Raw genomic sequence first — 19,356 nt, 5'->3', positions numbered from 1 at the left:
CGGGTGCGCCGGCCTCCGGACATCGGGTCACGGGCATACCGGTCGCCCGGGTCACGCCGGTCGGGCTACAGGCTCGCACCTTTCTCCCGCAGCACCTGCCGCAGTTCGGCCCCGTCCAGCTGCCGCGGGGTGATGCCCTTCTGGAGCGACAGCGCCGCGGCCACGCCGGCCGCCTCGCCCATGGCCTGGCAGTTGGACTGAACCCGCACCGACGACTGCGCCACGAACGTGGCCGAGAGGCAGCGGCCCGCCACCAGCAGGTTGTCCACCTTGAGCGGCACCAGGCACCGGTACGGGATCTCGTGGTACTCGCCCGGCGGCAGGTAGATCAGGTTCCGCTTCTCCTCGTTGATCGACTGCTTGGGCCCGTGGACGTCCACCGGGTAGCGGTTGCGGGCGATGCCGTCCGGGAACTTCCGGCACGCGACGATGTCGTCCAGGTCGAGCACGTACTCGCCGGTGATCCGACGGCTCTCCCGCACGCCCACCTGCGTGGCCACCGAGGCGACGTGGGCCTGCTCAAACCCAGGGAGATACTGGTGGAAGAAACGCATCAGCCGCCGGATGCGCCGCCGCCCCTCGACGAAGGCCCAGGTGAGGTCGTCGGCGTTCGTGCCGTCGGCCCGGAGGGGGATCTCGGGGCAGTTGAAGGCGAGGGCGCGGGGCCGGCCCGGAAGGCCGAAGCACTGGAAGTAGTTGCCGTCGCTCTCGTCCAGCACGCCGTCCGCCACCGCCTGACGGAAGACCGGCTCCAGCGGCCACCCCCGGCCCCAGACCATGGCCGTGTGCACCATGGGCACCGTGGGGTGCATCTCAGCCGGGCCGCCGAGGGTACGGTGGAACTGGCAGAACCGCTCCAGGTCGATGCCGTCGACCGTGAACCGGAGCGACATGGCCTGGTGGGTGCCGTCCTCCTCCATCCCGGCCATCATCGGCACGCCGGCCAGGGCGGCCACGTCGGCGTCGCCGGTGCAGTCGATCACCCGTCGGGCGAGGATGGCCTGGCGGCCCGACTTGTTCTCGACAATGACGCCCTGGATCGCCCCGTCCGCCACGATGGCGCCCACGGTGAGGGTCTGCAGCAGGAGCTCCGCCCCCGCCTCCAGCACCATCTCGTCCAGTACGGCCTTCAGCATCTCCGGGTCGAACCAGGGCTGCCCGGTGTGGGTCCAGCCGCAGCCCGCCTCCTCGGCCCGGCGCATGATCTCCAGGCCGATGCCGGCGTTGAGCGGCACCCCGTCCACGTGATTGGGCATGGTGGGGCAGACCTGCGCGCCGGTCTGGCTCCCGCCCAGGAAGCCTGCCGCCTCCACCAGCAGCGTCTTCGCTCCCTGCCGGGCAGCGGCGATGGCGGCGCACACGCCGGCGGTACCGCCGCCCACCACCAGCACGTCCACCGCTCGGGCCACGGGAATGGTGCGCGCGGACTCCTGATAGGTCGTGGTCATGATCAGTCCTCCCGATTGTGGTAGAAGAACACCTGGGCGGCGGCGCCGATAACGCCGGCGCGGGGACCCAGCGCGGCGGGGCGCACCTGGCAGCGCCCCCGGACGAACGGATGGGCGTCGAGGTGCCCGCGCAGGGGTTCGAAGAGGAGCGCGCCGGCCTGCGACACGCCGCCGCCGATCAGGACGGCCTCGGGGTCGAAGGCGGCCACCATGGCGACGATGCCCTGGGCGAGCCAGCGGGCAACGCGCTCGGTGACGGCCCGGGCGGCGGAGTCGCCCGCGGCGGACAGGGCGTAGACTTGGGCGGCGGACTCGGCGGCGAGACCGGCCTCCCGCGCCAGGCGGAGGATCCCGGTGGCCGAAGCGTAGGCCTCCAGGCAGCCGTGGGCTCCGCAGGAGCAGGGGGCGCCGCCGGGCTCCACGGGGATGTGTCCCAGCTCGCCGCCGCCGCCGTGCGCGCCCCGCACCAGCCGGCCGCCGGACACCACCCCGCCGCCGATGCCGGTGCCGAGGGTGAGGCAGATCAGGTCGCTCAGCCCCTGCCCGGCGCCGTAGGTGAGTTCCGCCAGGGCCGCGGCGTTGGCGTCGTTCTCCACCCAGACCGGCAGGCCGAACGCCGCCCGCATGCGCGGGCCGATGTCCATCCCCGTCCAGCCGGGCAACGCCTCGGTGGCATACCGGCAGATGCCGGTGGCGAAATCGATCTGGCCCGCCGAGGCGATGCCGATGCCGGCCACCGATCCGGGCGGCGCCGCGCGCAGGAGCTGCCCTGCCGCCTCGATCAGCCGGTTGATCAGCACCTCGCCGCCGTCCCGGGCGCGAGTTGGGATGTCGCCCATATGATGAAGCCCTCCGGACGAATCCATGAGGGCCAGCTTGCACGAAGTGCCGCCGATGTCGATGCCCAGCGCCAGGCGTTCGGTCACGGCGGGTCCCTCCTCCCTTACAGGTTCACGCCACCAACATTCTCGTTGAATGTGGAGTTTTCCTCCTTTCGCGTCGCGATAATGCGGAGAATCCCTCCATTCCAGGTTCCGATCGGCTCCGGTCGGGTGTGCGCCGGCGCTGTGCCTCTGAGGCACCCGGCCCCAACGGATCACCAGGGCAGACCCGGTCCGGATGCAGGCGATCACCTCGACCGGGGGTGAGCGAGTGCCAGGTGGGGGCGATACGCGGTCGACGAGCGGGAGCCTGGGCCGTGCGGTCTGCGTGCCCGAGGATCCACGCACCGGTATACCAGAAAACGGAAACCGCGGCCCGGTCAACCTCCACGGGCCACGGTTCCGTTTTTCTGGGGTTCGCACTGCCATTCGACGACGCCCAGCCTGCAGCCCCGCTGTGCGGCTCGCACGCCCTAGCCGGCCTTCAGGTACTGCCAGAGCTGCTTCAGGCTGGGCCGGGTGCCGAAGGTGAGCAGCGCCGCGCGGTAGATGCGGCCGCTGGCCCAGGCCAGTATGGCCGTCGTGGCCGCCAGCAGCACCACCGAGGTCACCACCTGGGCCATCGGCACATCGGAGAGCATCACCCGGATCAGCATCGTGATGGGCGTCCAGATCGGCACGAAGGAGAGCACGGTGGCCAGGGGGCCGCTGGGATCGGAGAAGACCGGGGCGATCAGGAACATGGGCAGCATCATGAGGAGCAGCACCGGCGTCACCACCGTCTGGCTGTCCTCCATGCGGCTGATGGTGGCCCCCAGCGCGGCCAGCACCGAGGAGTTCAGCGCGTAACCCAGCACGATGAAGAGCATGATCAGCAGGGCAACCCCCGGCGTGATGCTGCCCGAGGGCACCCCCAGGGCGCTGGTGGTCAGGGCGTTGCCGGCCACCCAGGCAACCATCACGGCCAGGTACTGCACCACGCCCAGCAGGCCCAGGCCGAGGATCTTGCCGGCCATCATCTCGGCGGGGCGCACCGCTGCCGCCATCACCTCCACGACCCGCGACACTTTCTCCTCCAGCACGCCCTGGAAGACGAACTGGCTGTTCATGACCGTGATCAGGTAGACCGACACGATGGCGCCCATCACCAGGAAGATCATGCCGGCGAACTGGTCGGAGGTCCGCTCCTCATCGGCCGTGAGCTGCAGTTCCTCCACCGTGAGCGGCTCCATCACCTCCCTGGCCACCTCGACAGGCAGCCCCCGCTCGGCCAGGCGGGCGGCCCGGACCAGCTCCTCCAGGGGCCCGGTGACCAGGCCCGAGTCGCCCAGGTCACGCACGCTGCTGGCGAGAAAGCGCGCCCTCAGGTCGCCGGGATAGTTCCCCTCGATGATCAGCAAAGCGGTCTCGTCCGCGCGGGCCTCGGCGATCAGCTCCTCGTCGTCGCCCTCCCCGGCCCTGATCTCCACCCCCCGGCTGCCCTGGTTGGCGGCGACGGCTTCCCGGAGGGGCTCCAGAAGCCGGCCGGTCCGGTCCACCACGGTCACGACGAGGGGCTTGGGCGTTCCGCCTTCCATGAGGTAGGGGATGGCCGTGACCGCAAAGAGGGTCACCATCATCAGGACGGTGCTGGTGATGAACGCCCCCGATCGGATGCGGGTCAGGAACTCACGCCGGGTCACGAGCCAGAGGTTACGCATCCGCCCCACCCACCTTTTCGATGTAGATCTCCCGCAGCGACGGCTCGCCCAGCGAGTACTCCGTCACCGTGTCGGCCTGCAGCGCGCGCTGCAGGATGCGGTTGGGGTCCACGCCCTCGGGCACGGTGATCTCGATCGCCCCGCCCGAGGCAGCCCGGGTGCGGATGCCGGGGAACTCGCGCAGGAAGCTGTAGTCGCCCGACTCAATGCGCAGCCGCACGGTCTGCCGGCGGGCGGCCCGCTTCACGTCCCGGAGGGTGCCGGCGAGGACCACCTTTGACCGGTGGAGCAGCACCACGTCGTCACAGAGGGCCTCCACCTGGTCCATGTTGTGCGAGGAGAAGAGGATGGTGGTGCCCTCCGCGGCCAGGGTGCGGAAGGCCTCCTCCATCACCAGGGTGTTGACGGGGTCCAGGCCGGTGAAAGGCTCGTCCAGGATACAGAGTGCGGGGCGGCTGGCTGCGGCCGCGATGAACTGGACCTTCTGCTGGTTGCCCTTGGAGAGTTGCTCGGCCCGCCGCCGGGCGTATTCGCCCAGCTGAAGTCGTTGGATCCAGGTGTCCACCTGCCGCGCGGCGTCGCCGCGGCTCAGCCCCTTCAGTTGCGTGAAGTAGATGAGCTGCTCCCGCACCTGCATCTTGGGGTAGAGGCCACGCTCCTCCGGCAGGTAGCCGAAACCGGCGCGCACGGCATCGGTGACAGGCTGGCCCTGCCAGCGGATCTCGCCCTGGTCGGGCAGCAGGATGCGCATGATCATGCGCATGGTGGTCGTCTTGCCGGCGCCGTTGGAGCCCAGCAGCCCGCAGACCCGGCCCGCCGGTACGGTGAACGAGACGTCCTGCACCGCCCGGACGGAGCCGAAGGACTTGCATACATTACGCACCTCCAGCGTCACAAAACCCCTCCATTCCTCAAAGATCTTACCGTCCAAGAGACCGGCCGGGAGGCCACCTGGGTTCAGTGGAACTCCCCGCGACCTCCCTCCTGCCGGGGGAGGTGGGCGGCAGGAACGGCGGGCCGCCGGCTCGCCGATGGTCGTCCGCCCTGCACCGACCGGGAATGCGCTGACTGCGCGCGCAATAGATACACCGGATCACTTGACTATCGGTGCAATCAATGCTACGTTTGGATTGCGCGGAGACGCAACAGAAGGAGTGAGCCCCATGACCGACCGCGACCGGCTCCGGCAACTCATCCAGTTCCGCTACTCGCCGCTGCTGGACCTGGCGCTCTCGCTGCTCGTCATCCAGAACCCCGCGCGCTTCGGCCCCGCCGCCCCGTGGGAACAGCGGGTGCTGAACCGGCTGCCGCCGGGGCTCCTCGACCGCCTGCACGCCCACGCCCAGCAGACCGACCTGTTCGCCCTGGCACTGGAGCTGGAGGAGTCCACCAACCTCCCCACGCCCGACGCCCTGCGCCGCCTGGGCGACCGTGAGCCGGCGCTGGCGGCCGACCTGCTGGCCTACTGGGAGGCGATCTCGCCGGAGATCGGGGCCAGGGCGGGGGTGCTGACGGAGTCGATCCAGCGCGAGTCCGCCCTCCTGACGCAGGTGGACCCCGTTTCCTTCATCTCCCGCTTTTCCGACCGGGTCGGGGTGGCTGGCGACGGCGATGCGCTCATCCTCCACTGGGGGAAGGGCATGCGGGTGCCGCTCCAGGACCTGAGCCGGATCCTCTTCGTCCCTTCGGCCTTCAGCCCCCGCAGGCTGATGTTCTACCGGCTCGACCGGACGCAGATCTTCTTCTACGACCCGCAGCACGAGGCGGCTCAGGAACCGGAGGAGGCCCCGGAAAGCCTGCTGCTGGGCTTCACCGCCCTCTCGGACCCCACCCGTTTCAAGCTCCTCCGCCTCATCGCGCACGAGCGGGTGCCCGCGCAGGAGATGGCCCGGCGACTGGGGCTGAACGAGTCCACGGTCTCCCGCCACCTGCGCCTCCTGGTGGAGGCCGGGCTGGTGGGCCGGGCCGGTCAGGAGGGCAAGTTCGTCCTCTACGAGTTGAACCCGGACCGAATCGACCAGCTGGCCGCCCAGGCCAAAGCTTACCTCGGGAGGGAGATCCATGACGGCGACGACGGTGATCTGGCGTTCCCCAACCGCAAGTGAACCCTGGAATCAGGAAGCCAACCTCGCCAGGCTGGCCGCCCGGGTCCTGACGGTCGGCGGGCGGGCCCTCATCTCGGAGGCACGGGCCGAGGTCCAGGGAACGCCGCCGCCGGCGCTGGGCGACAGGGCGCTGACGACTGACGACCAGCCCGTCCTTCCGGACGATGCGGCCTACGTCGACGGCCAACGGGATGACCTCTGGTGGGAGTTCACGTTGGAAGCCTCGTTCCGCTGGCAGGCCCACCTCGCCCGGATGCGCCCCGAGGTCTACCAGAGCCGGCTCCGCCATCTCACCCACACCCTCGGGCTGGAGGGCCTGCTGGGCCGGCAGGTCGCCGGCCTCACCCACGGCACCCGGGCCCTGGCAGACTTGGCCGTCGCCCTGCTGCCCGCGCCCCGGCTCCTGGTCTGGGAGGAGCCTTTCTACCTGATGAGCGAGGCCGAGGCGGAGCGGGCGGTCCGGCTGGTGGAGGCGGAGAACGCCGCCGGCATGGCGCTGGTGGCGGTGGCCCGGGAGAGGCCCGGACTGGCGGACCTTCCCCCCGTGCCCCGCTGGCCGCACGGGCGCAGGCTCCCCGCCGCGCTGTAGAAGGGAGGTACCCGTGATGAACGGAGACACCAGGACAAACGGCAACAGCCGCCTGGCGCTGGCTGCGCTGGGTACCGCGCTGCTCATCGGCCTCCTGGGGGACCAGTTGATCCTGCAGGCGCAGGATCTGGGCCTGGGCTCTTTCCTCTGGGTGGCGGCCCTCGCCGGGGCGACGGTGGCCCTGGCCAGGTGGATTCGGGCGGACCGGGCAGCGGCGGATGAGACGGAACCGGGCGGTGCGGCGCACGGCGGGACGGAGTCGACTGGTGTAACGCCCGACGCGACGGCACCGGACGGTTCCGCTCCGGCTCGCACGGCGGCCTCGGGGGAGGCGGCCGGTGCGTTCCGGGGCGAGGGGCGCTGGCTGCTGGCCGGAGCGGTGCTCTTCGCCGCCTGCCTCATGTGGCGGGCCTCGTCGGTCCTGCAGTTTCTGGACGTCCTGGCCATCGGCCTCTGCCTGGGCCTCGCCGCCCTCACCCTCCGGAGCGGACGGATCAGCCGGGCCGGTGTGCTGACCTACCCCGCGGGCCTCGTCGTCTCCGCCGCTCACCACGCGGTCGGCCCCTTCTGCCTGTTGTTCACGGATGTGCAGTGGAAGGCGCTCGCCCGGGGGCGCAGGTCGCGCTACACGACCGCCGCCCTGCGGGGCCTGGTCATCGCCATACCGCTCCTGCTCCTCTTCGGCAGCCTCCTGGCCTCGGCCGACGCCGTCTTCGCCCAGCTCCTGCGCAGTGCACTCGCCTGGGACGCGGCCGACTGGCTCGGCCGCCACCTGTTCGGAATCCTGTTCTTTGGCTTCCTGGCGGCCGGGTTCCTGCGCACCGTGCTCATCCAGAAGCCGGACGGGTTGCCGGATCTCCGCCAGATCCAGAGAGGCACCTTCGCCCTGGGCCCGATAGAGGCCGGCGTCGTGCTCGGCCTGCTGGATCTGCTCTTCCTCGCCTTCGTGGCGGTGCAGGTGCGCTACCTGTTTGGCGGCGCCGACCTGGTCCTGGCCACGGCCGGCCTCACGTACGCGGAGTACGCCCGCAGCGGGTTCTTCGAGCTGCTCCAGGTGACCGCCCTCGTGCTGCCCGTCATGCTGGCCCTGCACTGGGCCCTGCCGGAGTCGGACGGGGCGGCGCACCGGCTGTACCGGTGGCTGGGCATCCCGCTGGTCTGCCTGCTCTTCGTCGTCATGGCCTCGGCGATGCAGCGGATGTGGCTTTACGTGCAGGAGTACGGCCTGACCGAGCTTCGCCTCTACAGCACCGCCTTCATGGCGTGGCTGGCCTTCCTGTTCGCCTGGTTCCTGGCCACGGTGATGCGGGGAGTGCTCGACCGCTTCGCCGCGGGCGCCCTGACCGCCGGCCTCGTCGTGCTGCTGCTCCTGCACGCGCTCAACCCCGAAGCGCTCATCGTCCGCACCAACGTCGCCTGGGCACAGTCCACCGGCCGGTTCGACGTGGAATACGCCGCCTCGCTGGGATCCGACGCCCTGCCGGCCCTGACGGAGGCAGTGGAACAACTGCCCGGTCCGACCGCGGACAAGCTGGCCCGGCAGCTGCGGGCGCGGTGGGGAGCCGCACCGCCTGACGACTGGCGGACGTGGAACTGGGGGCGGTACCGCGGCGCTCTGGCGCTGTCAGACCTGCTGACCAAATAGAAAGAACAGAGGAGGCGCAGTCCGGCGCTCTCCTCTTGTTTTTGTCCCCCGGTGGGCGAGCCGGTTTCGCCACACCACGCTCCCACCCAGTCCCCGCCCGCCGAGGAGGCTGATCGAACACCGCACGCAGACTGGCGGTCCTGGAACGGAAGGTGCGCCCGGGCGTCCACCCTGTGACAGGCCTGCGGAGCCAGCAGGAGAAACTAGAGGACAGGTGCGGCGCCACGCGAACCTTGGGCGCCTGTCGCACCCTCTGAAAGAGTGAGAGGCGCCTATCGATCATCCCGGCAGATGCTGTGTCCACCGGCCCCCGTGGCTTCCGAACCACGGCACCCGCAGCACCCGCCGGGGGTTCCCTGAAGGAGGCCCTGCGTTGTCACAGAGCAACTGGCACACCCTGCCCGCTTCCGAGGTCACGTCCCGGCTGAAGGTCGACCCCGCCCGCGGGCTCACCGCCGCCGAGGCCACCGAGCGACTTGGCCGCTACGGTCCCAACCGGCTGGCCGAGGAGCGGCGGCGCGGGCTCTTGGCCGCGTTCATCGATCAGTTTCGCGATGCCATGGTGCTGATTCTGCTCGGCGCCAGCCTCCTTGCGCTCCTCCTCGGGGAGTTCCTGGACGGCGGCGCCATCCTCGCGATCGTCGTCCTGAACGCGGTGCTGGGTCTGGTGCAGGAGTTCAAGGCCGACCAGGCTCTGGCGGCCTTGAAGGAGCTGACCGCCCCTCAGTGCAAAGTCCGGCGCGACGGGCGCGTGGTGGAAATCGATACCCGGGAGCTCGTGCCCGGCGACGTGGTGCTCCTGGAAGCGGGAGACCCCGTTCCGGCCGACCTGCGGCTCATCCGGACCGTGATGATGCAGATCGACGAGTCCCTGCTCACCGGCGAGTCCGTCCCGGTGCACAAGGAGGCGGGCAAGGTCCTGAAGGCCGGCACCCCGCTGGCTGAACGGGCCAACATGGCCTTCATGTCCACCGCGGTCACCTACGGCCACGCCGAGGGCGTGGTGGTCGCCACGGGAATGGAGACCGAAGTGGGCCGCATCGCGGGCAAGCTGCAGGAGGAGCAGCAGGAGGCGACGCCGCTGCAGAAGCGGCTCTCCCAGTTCAGCCGGCAGCTGGGTGCGGCGATGCTGGTCATCGTGGTGATCCTGGGCGCGCTCGGCCTCTGGCGGGGAATGCCCTGGCTCGAAGTGCTCATGGTCGCCGTCTCGCTGGCGGTGGCCACCATCCCCGAGGGGCTGCCCGCGGTGACCACCATCGTCCTCGCCCTGGGGATGCAGCGCATGGCCCGGCGCAACGCGGTCATCCGCCGGCTCTCCGCCGTGGAGACGCTGGGCTCGGCCACCTACATCTGCTCGGACAAGACCGGCACCCTCACCCAGAACAAGATGACCGTGACCCGGCTCTGGCTGGCCGAGGGATGGGCCGATCCCGACCAGCGCCACGCCCTGGACAGCCCCCCCGGCCAACTCCTGGCCGCGGCGGCCCTCTGTACCGACGCCAGCCTCTCGGAGGAGGACGGCGAGTTCCGCTCCGTCGGCGACCCCACCGAGACGGCGCTGGTTCTCGGCGCGGCGAAGTGCGGCCTGGATAAGCGCGCCCTGGAGCGGGACTTCCCCCGGGTTGCCGAGGTGCCGTTCTCGTCTGACCGGAAGCGGATGACCACCTTCCACGCCCTGGGCGAGGCGGAGGAGGGCTACACCGGCATCGTGAAGGGCGGGCCGGACGTGGTGCTCGCCCGCTGCACGCGAATTCGCCTGGCGGAGGGCACGGCCGCGCTCACCCCCGAGCGCCGCCGGGCGGTGGAGGAAGCGAACCGCAAGATGGCTGAGGAGGGCATCCGGGTGCTGGCGGTCGCCTTCACCCGCCCCGCCGTGGACCTGCCCGGCGACCTCGCCGCGCTGGAGAAGGACCTGGAACTCATCGGCCTCATCGGCATGACCGACCCGGCCCGCCCGGAGAGCGCCGACGCCGTGCGCCGGGCGCATGAGGCCGGCATCCGCACGATGATGATCACCGGCGACCATGCCACCACCGCCCTGGCCATCGCCAGGCAGGTGGGCATCGCCGACGAGAACAGCCGCGTCCTCAGCGGTCCCGAGCTGGATCAGCTGGACGACGAAGAGCTGGACCGGGCGGTGCGCACGGTGCCGGTCTACGCCCGGGTCTCGCCGGAACACAAGCTGCGCATCGTCGAATCCCTGCGCCGGCAGGGGCAGGTGGTGGCCATGACCGGCGACGGCGTGAACGACGCCCCGGCCCTGAAGCGGGCCGACATCGGGGTGGCGATGGGCGTGGTGGGCACCGGCGTCGCCCGCGGAGCGGCCGACATGGTGCTGATGGACGACAACTTCGCCACCATCGTCGCTGCGATCGAGGAAGGGCGCACCATCTACGCCAACATCCAGAAGGCCACGTTCTTCCTCCTCTCCGCCAACGTGGGCGAACTGCTCATCATGACCGTCGCGATGCTGGCCGGCTGGCCGGTGCCGCTGCAGCCGATTCACCTGCTCTGGATCAACCTCATCACCGACTCGCTGCCGGCCATCGCCCTGGGCCTGGAGCCGGCCGAGGAGGGCACCATGCGGCGCAAGCCCCGGAACCCCAGGGAGCCCGTGCTGACCCGGCGCCTGCTCACGCTGATGGGCATCCAGTCAGTCTTCATCACCGCCGCAGTGCTGGCGGCGCTCTTCCTGGGGCTGCGGACAGCCCCCGAGGGTACGTCGGCCGCGGCAGTGGGTTCCACCTACGCCTTCGCCACCCTGGCCCTCGCCCAGCTCTGGTGGGCACACGGCTGCCGCGACCTCGCCCGGCCGTCCTGGCGCATCGGCTTCTTCCGCAACCGGGTGGCCTGGGTGGCCACCGCCGTCGGCCTGGCGCTGCTGCTGGCCGTCATGACCGTGCCGGGGCTGCGGCCGTTCTTCAAGGTGACCGCCCTGAGCCTGCAGGGCTGGCTCACCGTGCTGGGGCTATCGCTCCTTCCGACCCTGCTGATGGAGCCGCTGAAGGCCCTGGTGGCCCAGATGCGGAAGTAGGCGCCGGCGGCCTGGCACGGGCTGCGGCATGCAGACACACACTTGGGGAACACGCGTGCTGTTCCCGGCTTGCGCACATTGGCAAACCCCCGAGGCCACGGAAAGGTCTCGGGGGTTTCGTGTGAGAAACCATCTGGAGAAGACGTAGTACCGGGTGGAAGGCAACGACGCGCCGTCCCTCACCACACAACGTCGCCGCAGCCAACCAGAGGAGGGTGCAAATGCCGGAGTGGGATGAACAGACGATCCACCGCCTGCTCCTCGCCCGTGACCCCACGGGGCTGGACCTCCTGGTCGACCTGGTCGCCCACAAGGCCTACCGGCTTGCCCGGATGGTCCTGGGCGGACTGGGCACCGAGCAGGATGCGGAAGAGGTGGTAAGCGACGCCCTGGCCGCCGCCTGGGAGCGGGTCGCCGAGTTCGACCCTGCGCGCTCCACCCTCACCAACTGGGTCCTGATGCTCACCAAGTACGCCGCCCTTGACCGCCGCCGGATGCTGCGCCGCCGCAAGCTGGACGCCGGGGGCCAGAGCCGGGTGATCCCGCTGGGGGCCGCACCGGAGCCGGCCGCCCCGCCCAGCGACGAGGTGGTCCTCGCCGGGGAAGTGCAGGCCGCCCTCCACGCCGCCCTGCGCCGGCTGCCGGAGGCGGAGCGGGAACTGCTGATTCGCCGCTACTTCTTTGAAGAGCCTCTGGCGGAGATGGCCCGGGACCTGGGCATCACCCGGGGTGCGCTGGACACCCGCCTCTGGCGGGCCCGGCAGAGCCTCAAGCGCCTGCTGAACGACGAAAGCGAGGTGCAGAGCCATGGACGCTAGGCAGCGAACCGACCTGCAGCCGGAGGAGCAGGCCTTCCTGGCGGAGACCGGCCTGCGGCCCGACGACCTGGCCCACCTGGTGGACGATGCACCCGCGCTGCCTGCCGACGTGCTGGCACGCGTCCGCCGCCGGGCCATGGAGAAGGCGGAGATTGCCCCATCCCAGGCGCCTTCCACCGCGTCTGCCGCCCCCGCGCCCCGCTTCGCCTCGCCGGGCGCCGCTGGTGACGGGATCGGTGCCGCCGGCCAGCCCACCGCCGCCGCGCAGACACATGACTCGACCATCGCGCCGAGCGCCTCCGGGCCGACTTCAGCGCAGCCGCACGGTCGCCCCCGCCGCTGGCTGGCTGCAGCCGCGGCGGCCCTGCTCCTGGTGTCGGGTGCGGTGGCGGCGAGCAACCCGGAGGGGGCCCTGGCGGCCATCCAACGGCTGGTGCGACTGGTGCCCGGGATCGGGCTGACCGAGACGGACGCGGAGACGCGCGTCCTGATCGCGCCCGTCTCGGTAGAGCAGGGTGACGTGCGGGTGACCGTGACAGGGGTCATCGCTTCGCGTGCGAATACGTGGGTCGAATTCCGCGCTGAGTGGCCCGCCGTGCTGAACAAGAAGAGCGTCGCCTGGCGCAGTTTCGCTCCCGTGCTGCGCCTTCCCGACGGAACCGCACTGCGCGGCTCCGGTCACCTGGCGGGTGGCAGCAGGAGCCTCGAGGGCTCGTACTGGTACGCTCCCCTGCCCCAGGGAATCCATGAGGCCGTACTGGTCCTGTCTGACCTGGAAGGCACGGAAGGGCAGGTCGAGGTCCCGCTGACGTTGGTCCGAGCCGACGAGTCCGGGCTGGCCGAGGCCTACGCCGGGACATGGTCGGCCGAGCGGTGGGGCGTGAAGGTGGGGGTTTCCTACTGGACGGCCACAGCCGACCGCATTGTCATCGCCCTCGATGCCGAGTTGCCGGAAGGGGTTACCCTGATACGGTACGGCGACGACTTCGGAGGTGGGAAGACGCTGCCGGCCCTCGCCGACGACCGGGGCCGCGTCTACCCGCTGCTGGTGGATGAATCCCGCTTCCAGGGGGGTACGGCCCAGGTCGTCTTCCGGGGTCCCCTAGCGCGTGACGCCAGCACCTTGACGCTCTCGGTCCCTGCGCTGACCGTGGCGGAACCCTCCGCCAGGACCCGGCTGACGGTCCCTCTCGCCCGCCTGCCCGAAGGCGAGCCTTTGGAACTGAACGAGGAGTTGACCATCGGCAGCCGAAGCTTCACGGTCCGGTCGGTGACCCGGCTGAGCCCGCAGACCTTCCGCTTCGACCTGGACCTGGGCCCGGAAGTCGACGGAGCCCTCCTGCAGTGGGTGAGCTTTGCGCCGCCCGGGCTGCCCTTCGGCAACAGTCCGACGGGCTGGAGCGGCCAGGGCACCGACGGGCAGATCACGCAGCTGGAGGTCGACTTCAAGCGGGCGCCGATCGGGAATCTGACCGTCGTCTTCGCGAGCCCCGAGTACCGCCTGAGCGGCGGGTGGGAGGTGCAACTCCCGGTCCCGCCGAGTCCGTCTGTGGATCGGTAGCCTGGCGCAAGCGCGCATCGAAGGCCCCTCCAGCCCTGTTCAGATCGTGCTGGAGGGGCCTTGCCTGTCCGCTGGACACCCGCCGGAGGTAGCCACGGCCGCCTTCCCTGACACCCCCGGCTCATTGGCAGAGGGCGATGGCCGCGCCCCATGACCGGCACTACTCCACGATCAGCCAGCCCTTCACCCCGAGCTTGCCCGGGTCCCCGATCGCGTACCGCCCCGGCTGCGTGGGCGTGAACTCCACGATGGCCGTGCGGCCGGGCGAGACGTGGATCATCACGTCGGCGTCGCCGCCGTGCATCTCGAGCTGCGGGTCGAAGCGCACCATCTTAAGGAACCGGTGGGGCACCTCCTGGATGATGAAGTTGTGGATCAGCTCGGGATGCCGGTTGGTAAGCGACACCCTGACCTGCTGCCCCACCTTCGCCCGCAGTTCCACCTCCAGGGTCGGCTGGTCGATGACCAGGTTGTAACGCACCGTGTTGAAGGGCTGGGTGTAGAAGAAGGCGAGCCAGATCGCAAACGCCATTACGCCGGCGGCGGCCAGCTTCACCAGCGCGTCGCCCCGGATGCCCCCCTTGCTGCGGGGGTTGTACCGCTTGAGCAGGAGCGAGTTGGAGACCACCGAGACCGAAGAGAAGGCCATGGCCCCGCCCGCGATCATCGGGTTCAGGAGCCCGAAGGCCGCCATGGGGATGCCGATCACGTTGTAGATGAAGGCCCAGAAGAGGTTCTCCTTGATCGTCCGCATCGTCTGCCGGCTGAGCCGGAACGCCTGGGCGATCCCCCGCAGGTCGCCGTTCATCAGGGTGACGGAGGCCGTCTCGATGGCGACGTCGGTGCCGGTGCCGATGGCGATGCCCAGGTCTGCCGTGGCCAGCGCGGGGGCGTCGTTGATGCCGTCGCCCACCATCGCCACCACCTTGGCGCCGCCCTCCTTCAGCCGCTCCACGTGGGCGGCCTTGTCGCCGGGCAGCACCTCGGCCAGCACCCGGTCCACCCCCACCTGCCGGCCGATGGCCTCGGCCGTCCGCCGGTTGTCACCGGTGATCATGACCACCTCGAGCCCGAGGTCGTGCAGCTCCCGGATCGCCTCGGCGGAGGTGGGCTTCACCGTGTCCGCCACGGCGACGATCCCCGCCAGGGCTCCGTCCACGGCCACCAGCATCGCGGTCTTGCCCATGTTCTCCAGCTCGGCCATGCGGGCTTCGGCCGGAGCGGTGTCAATCCCCCGCTCGGCCATCAGCCGCCGGGTTCCCACCAGCACCTGCCGCCCGGCCACTCGAGCTTCCAGGCCGGCGCCGGGAATGGCGCTGAATGTCTCGACCGGCGGCAGCGCCACGTCCCGCTCCTTGGCCCCTGCCACGATGGCCTGCCCCAGGGGGTGCTCGGACCGGGACTCCGCGGCCGCGACCCACGCGAGCAGCTCGTCCGCACCTGCCGCCGCCAGCGGGATCACGTCGGTCAGCTCGGGCCGGCCCCAGGTGATCGTGCCGGTCTTGTCCAGCACCACCACGTTCACCCTGTGGGCCCGCTCCAGGTGCTCGCCGCCCTTGAAGAGAATGCCCACCTCCGCGCCCTTGCCGGTGCCCACCATGACGGCCGTGGGCGTGGCCAGGCCCAGGGCGCAGGGGCAGGCGATCACCAGGACGGAGATGGCGGCGTGCAGCGCCTGGTTCCAGTCGCCGGCGATGAGGCCCCAGGCCAGCAGGGTGACGCCGGCGATGCCCACCACCGCCGGCACGAAGATGCCCGAGATCTGGTCGGCCAGCTTCTGAATCGGCGCCTTGGAACCCTGAGCCTCCTCCACCATCTTCACGATGTGCGCCAGGACAGTGTCCTTCCCCACCCGGGTCGCCCGAATGGTGAGGGAGCCGTTCTTGTTGAGGGTGGCGCCGGTCACGGCGTCGCCCGGCTTCTTGTCCACCGGGATCGGCTCGCCCGTCAGCATCGACTCGTCCACGGCGGATATGCCTTCCAGCACCACGCCGTCGACGGGAATCTTCTCGCCGGGCCGGACGAGGATGGTGTCGCCCACCACCACGTCCTCCACCGGGATGTCCCGCTCCACGCCGTCCCGCACCACCCGGGCGGTCTTGGCCTGCAGCGAGAGCAGCTTCTTGATGGCCTCCGACGTCCGCCCCTTGGCGATGGCTTCAAAGGTCTTCCCCAGGAGAATCAGGGTGAGGATCGTCGCGCTGGCCTCGTAGTAGTTCTCGCCGCCCAGGAAGAAGGAAAGGGCAACGGAATAGATGTAAGCTGCCGTCGTGCCCAGGGCCACCAGCACGTCCATGTTGGCCGAGCCGTGGGAGAGGTTCAGCCAGGCGCCCCGGTAGAAGCGCCAGCCCACCACCACCTGGATCACCGTGGCCAGGGCGAACTGGAACCAGCGGTTCATCAGCACCGGAACGTCGATGCGCAGCGGCATCAGGACCATGTTGGCGATGAACAGCGGCAGGGTGAGGGCAGCGGAGAAGACCAGGAGGGCGACCTGCCTGCGCATTTCCTGCCGCCGGCGCTCCCGGTCGGCGTCGGCGGCGTCGACCGCAACCCGGGCGCCGTAGCCCAGGTCTTTGATGGCGCGGATCAGGTCCTCGGCCTTGACCCCGACGGCCTCTACCGTGGCTTTCTCCGTGGAGAGGTTGACGCTGGCCTGCAGGACCCCCGGCATCTTCGCCAACCGCCGCTCGATGCGGGTCGCGCAGGCCGCGCAGGTCATGCCGGAGATGTCGAAGGTGTACTTATCCTTGACGACCCCGTAACCGAGGTCGGTGACGAGGTCAAAGAGCTTGTCGGGTGTGATCTGGGCCGGATCGTAGTAGACCGTGGCCTTCTCGGTGGTCAGGTTGACGCTGGCCTCACGCACACCCTGGGCCTTGCTCAGCCGGCGTTGGATGCGGGACGAGCAGGCGGCGCAGGTCATACCGGTCACGCCGAACTCGAGCCTGACCCCGCCCTGCGCCTCCGTTCCTTTCACGAGCTTCATGGCATCGCTCATGATCGTGCCCTCCAGACGAGTACACTGTATCGGATCCCGTCTGGGTGCTCTCTTGGGGGGAGTACCCCTACGGGGTATGGGTTCTGCGGTTCTATCGTAGTGCGCGAACGACCGATCCGTCAAGGGCATCGTCCTTACGTCCGCCGCGGGCGTCCTCGTCATCCCGTAGCTTCTCCATTATTCCGCGCCCGATGCGGCTTGATCCAACTACCCGGCCGGCTCTGAACTCGGCCTGGAAAGCATGTCTCCTTAGGCCCTCACCACGACTGGGCGGCCTCCTCCGGGGCATCGCCCGACCTGCAAGGCACGTTCTTGTCCGGTCATCGCCCGGCCTGAGTGCCATCTTCGTGCAGATCGTCGGGCGTCATGCGCATCAGGTACTCGGGCGCGGGCTCCCCCGGCACCACGGCGCGCTTCCAGAAACGGAAGCCGGCCTTCTCGTACGCCCGGATAGCGGCCTTGTTCGCCACCTCCGGGCCGATCACACACGCCCGTGCCCCGAACGAGCCGAAGACCACCTGGCGCATGAAGGCACGGATTGCCGCCGGTCCCAGCCCCCGGCCGATCAGCTCGGGCTCCCCGATAAAGATGTCGACGCCGGCGGTGTCGTCGTCCACGCCGATGTGCCTGGCGTAGTCGGGCCAGTCGTTTACGCGGTAGGTCTGGATATACCCTACGGGGGTATTGCGGTACAGGATCAGGTAGGGCTCCGTAGGCTTTTCCCGGCGGATGTAGGGGAGGTACTCCTTTTCCACCTGCTCCCGCGTCTGACCGCCGGGGCTGTACCAGCGCATCACGTGGGGCGTGTTCAGCCAGCGGTGCATCAGGTCCAGGTCGCCTTCCGTCAGTCGTCGGAACCGAATCTCGTGCTCCACGGTGTCCGGCCTCCTCGTGCACAAGGGTACAGACCAGGTCTCGCCGGCCCCCCGCCCCATGTGCGCGACAATAGAACAAGGCGCCGGAATCGGTGGCGGCCCGGCAGCCCCCACCCGCACGCGGAGATCTCCGTGCCGACGAGCACAACCGCCGTACGGGTCTCTTTACACGCGCCCGCGCAGAAATCGCAGGAGCGGGAGGGACAACGGCGCGCTTCTGTCGAACTATTGTAAAGAATCATTTCGGACGGAGGAACTGCGCGATGAAGGCGTTGCGTGCGGTCTCGGTGGCCAACACGGTGGTCATGCTCGCAGCGGTCCTCTGGGGCGCGTGGGTCACGTCCAGCGAGTCTGGAGACGGGTGCGGGGCATCCTGGCCCCTGTGCAAGGGCACCTTCATGCCGGAGTGGGACTATGCCGCCATCGTCGAGTTCGGCCACAGGGTCGTCTCCGCCCTCGCCGGGCTATTCTCGATCGTCGTGCTGATCTGGGTCCTGCGGGCCCTGCCCGCCGCAGTCCGCCTGAAGCGGCTTGCCTTCGGAACCGTCTTTTTCGTCGTGCTGCAGGGCGCCCTGGGTGCGGCGGCGGTGCTGTGGCCGCAGCCGGACCTGGTGATGGCCCTCCACTTCGGTTTCTCGCTGCTCTGCTTCACCTTCGCCTTGCTGGTGACGGTCGCACTGGGGGAGGCGGTCAGAGAGGATCGTCCCGCGGCTCCGCCCGCCCCGGGTGAGGCTGCACCGGCGGAGGCGGTCGACCCGGGCCTGCGCACCATCATCTGGGGCACGGCCGTCTACACCTACCTGGTCATCTACCTCGGGGCCTACGTCCGCCACATCGGGGCGTCGCTGGCGTGCATGGGCTGGCCGCTCTGCAACGGGGAGCTGTGGCCGACGCTCTACGGCCCCGTCGGGGCCAACTTCGCCCATCGCCTCGGTGCGGCGCTCGGGGTGCTGCTCGTACTCCGCCTCTGGTGGGCCGTCCGCCAGTCCGGCCGCCGGGACCTCCGGCGCGGCGCCTCCTGGGCCCTGGCGTTCATGCTGGCCCAGGTAGCCAGCGGGGCGCTCTTCCCCCTGGGCTATCTCAACCTCCTCACGCAACTCCTGCACACCACGTGCATCTCCGGCTTCTGGGCCGTGCTCAGCTACCTCTGCTACCGCACGCTGCCCGCCCATCCGGCCGCAGTGGCGGTGAGCGCGTAGGCCATGATGCAGGACGTCATCCTCGACCCGGCACTCACGCTGGAGCAGAAGGGTCTGTACTCGTTGCTCTCCGTGATGGCTGAAAGAGGCGAGCCGACGACCATCGGCAACGTGCTGGCCCGGTCCGATCTCAGCCCGAAGACGCTCCGGAATCACCTGAAGGCCCTGGCGGCCAAGGGTTTTCTCTCGGTCGTCCCGTCGGAGCGGGATCGCCGTTCCCGCCTGGTGCTGCTCGTGGGAAACATCGAGAAACGAAACGAGGCCATGATCCAGGCGATCATCCGGCGGCTCGCACAGGCCCGGAGCCGCATCCGGGACGAGGGCAGCAAGGAGTCCATCGGCGAGGCCCTCATGAAGGAGTGGCTGTCCCTGCTGATCGCCATCGATACGTACACCGACAACGCCCGCCCCGGGTTCCTGGTAAGTCCGCTCACCCACGAGCGCCTGGAGTACGACCGCTGGTACCCCACGGTCAGGGTGGCGTTCGAGTTCCACGGCCC

Annotated in this window: 13 protein-coding genes and 1 pseudogene; 8 read left to right on the top strand and 6 right to left on the bottom strand. The window is 69.8% G+C overall.

The genetic code is table 11. The features are described from left to right. Positions 1-65: 65 nt before the first annotated feature. The 4 genes from AB2385_RS10795 to AB2385_RS10780 all read right to left on the bottom strand — a co-directional run bounded on the left by AB2385_RS10795 (position 66) and on the right by AB2385_RS10780 (position 4,924). Positions 66-1,448, bottom strand: a complete 1,383-nt coding sequence (locus tag AB2385_RS10795; protein WP_367654998.1) for an FAD-dependent oxidoreductase — start codon at positions 1,446-1,448, stop codon at positions 66-68. 2 nt (positions 1,449-1,450) lie between these two features. Further along, positions 1,451-2,374, bottom strand: coding sequence for an ROK family protein (locus AB2385_RS10790; RefSeq protein WP_367654997.1), 924 nt, complete (start codon positions 2,372-2,374; stop codon positions 1,451-1,453). 428 nt (positions 2,375-2,802) lie between these two features. Next, entirely contained in the window at positions 2,803-4,029 is a 1,227-nt protein-coding gene (locus tag AB2385_RS10785) for an ABC transporter permease (RefSeq protein WP_367654996.1), read from the bottom strand. Next, on the bottom strand, positions 4,022-4,924 hold the full coding sequence (locus tag AB2385_RS10780) for an ABC transporter ATP-binding protein (RefSeq protein WP_367654995.1): 903 nt from the start codon (positions 4,922-4,924) through the stop codon (positions 4,022-4,024). The genes AB2385_RS10785 and AB2385_RS10780 overlap by 8 nt, the downstream gene beginning before the upstream one ends. 268 nt (positions 4,925-5,192) lie before the next feature. Here AB2385_RS10780 and AB2385_RS10775 point away from each other — a divergent pair, with 268 nt between their 5' ends. The 6 genes from AB2385_RS10775 to AB2385_RS10750 all read left to right on the top strand — a co-directional run bounded on the left by AB2385_RS10775 (position 5,193) and on the right by AB2385_RS10750 (position 13,781). Next, positions 5,193-6,134: an ArsR/SmtB family transcription factor gene (locus AB2385_RS10775; protein WP_367654994.1), complete on the top strand. Its 942-nt coding sequence runs from the start codon at positions 5,193-5,195 to the stop codon at positions 6,132-6,134. Beyond that, positions 6,091-6,723: a hypothetical protein gene (locus tag AB2385_RS10770; RefSeq protein ID WP_367654993.1), complete on the top strand. Its 633-nt coding sequence runs from the start codon at positions 6,091-6,093 to the stop codon at positions 6,721-6,723. The genes AB2385_RS10775 and AB2385_RS10770 overlap by 44 nt, the downstream gene beginning before the upstream one ends. Before the next feature lie 16 nt (positions 6,724-6,739). Continuing rightward, the gene (locus AB2385_RS10765) at positions 6,740-8,368 is read left to right on the top strand and encodes a DUF4153 domain-containing protein (RefSeq protein WP_367654992.1); all 1,629 of its coding nucleotides are present in this window, start codon (positions 6,740-6,742) and stop codon (positions 8,366-8,368) included. A 373-nt stretch (positions 8,369-8,741) separates the two neighbouring features. Then, positions 8,742-11,402, top strand: a complete 2,661-nt coding sequence (locus tag AB2385_RS10760; RefSeq protein WP_367654991.1) for a cation-translocating P-type ATPase — start codon at positions 8,742-8,744, stop codon at positions 11,400-11,402. Positions 11,403-11,623: 221 nt separating this feature from the next. Continuing rightward, positions 11,624-12,220 (top strand): RNA polymerase sigma factor, encoded by a 597-nt coding sequence (locus AB2385_RS10755; protein WP_367654990.1) that lies wholly within the window; start codon positions 11,624-11,626, stop codon positions 12,218-12,220. Further along, complete coding sequence (locus tag AB2385_RS10750) at positions 12,210-13,781, top strand: hypothetical protein (protein WP_367654989.1); 1,572 nt, start codon at positions 12,210-12,212, stop codon at positions 13,779-13,781. Before AB2385_RS10755 ends, AB2385_RS10750 begins: the two co-directional genes overlap by 11 nt. Before the next feature lie 160 nt (positions 13,782-13,941). Here AB2385_RS10750 and AB2385_RS10745 read toward each other — a convergent pair whose 3' ends face one another. Beyond that, the gene (locus AB2385_RS10745) at positions 13,942-16,782 is read right to left on the bottom strand and encodes a heavy metal translocating P-type ATPase (RefSeq protein WP_367654988.1); all 2,841 of its coding nucleotides are present in this window, start codon (positions 16,780-16,782) and stop codon (positions 13,942-13,944) included. Between the two features lie 320 nt (positions 16,783-17,102). Next, on the bottom strand, positions 17,103-17,657 hold the full coding sequence (locus AB2385_RS10740) for a GNAT family N-acetyltransferase (protein WP_367654987.1): 555 nt from the start codon (positions 17,655-17,657) through the stop codon (positions 17,103-17,105). Between the two features lie 263 nt (positions 17,658-17,920). Between AB2385_RS10740 and AB2385_RS10735 the strand changes: the two genes are divergently transcribed. Both AB2385_RS10735 and AB2385_RS10730 read left to right on the top strand, forming a co-directional pair. After that, complete coding sequence (locus AB2385_RS10735; protein WP_367654986.1) at positions 17,921-18,856, top strand: heme A synthase; 936 nt, start codon at positions 17,921-17,923, stop codon at positions 18,854-18,856. A 3-nt stretch (positions 18,857-18,859) separates the two neighbouring features. After that, positions 18,860-19,356, top strand: a pseudogene (locus AB2385_RS10730) (hypothetical protein); the annotation flags it as partial.

The sequence above is a fragment of the Symbiobacterium sp. genome (genome assembly GCF_040797425.1).
Lineage (GTDB): Bacteria > Bacillota > Sulfobacillia > Symbiobacteriales > Symbiobacteriaceae > Symbiobacterium.
Note: the sequence above shows the minus strand (reverse complement) of the source record. Positions and strands in the feature narration are given on the sequence as shown.

What these genes read in the sequence shown, in the direction of transcription:
- AB2385_RS10775 (WP_367654994.1), top strand. Translation starts at nt 5,193, where the DNA reads ATGACCGACCGCGACCGGCTCCGGCAACTCATCCAGTTCCGCTACTCG.
- AB2385_RS10735 (WP_367654986.1), top strand. Translation starts at nt 17,921, where the DNA reads ATGAAGGCGTTGCGTGCGGTCTCGGTGGCCAACACGGTGGTCATGCTC.
- AB2385_RS10770 (WP_367654993.1), top strand. Translation starts at nt 6,091, where the DNA reads ATGACGGCGACGACGGTGATCTGGCGTTCCCCAACCGCAAGTGAACCC.
- AB2385_RS10765 (WP_367654992.1), top strand. Translation starts at nt 6,740, where the DNA reads ATGAACGGAGACACCAGGACAAACGGCAACAGCCGCCTGGCGCTGGCT.
- AB2385_RS10745 (WP_367654988.1), bottom strand. Translation starts at nt 16,782, where the DNA reads ATGAGCGATGCCATGAAGCTCGTGAAAGGAACGGAGGCGCAGGGCGGG.
- AB2385_RS10750 (WP_367654989.1), top strand. Translation starts at nt 12,210, where the DNA reads ATGGACGCTAGGCAGCGAACCGACCTGCAGCCGGAGGAGCAGGCCTTC.
- AB2385_RS10785 (WP_367654996.1), bottom strand. Translation starts at nt 4,029, where the DNA reads ATGCGTAACCTCTGGCTCGTGACCCGGCGTGAGTTCCTGACCCGCATC.
- AB2385_RS10755 (WP_367654990.1), top strand. Translation starts at nt 11,624, where the DNA reads ATGCCGGAGTGGGATGAACAGACGATCCACCGCCTGCTCCTCGCCCGT.
- AB2385_RS10795 (WP_367654998.1), bottom strand. Translation starts at nt 1,448, where the DNA reads ATGACCACGACCTATCAGGAGTCCGCGCGCACCATTCCCGTGGCCCGA.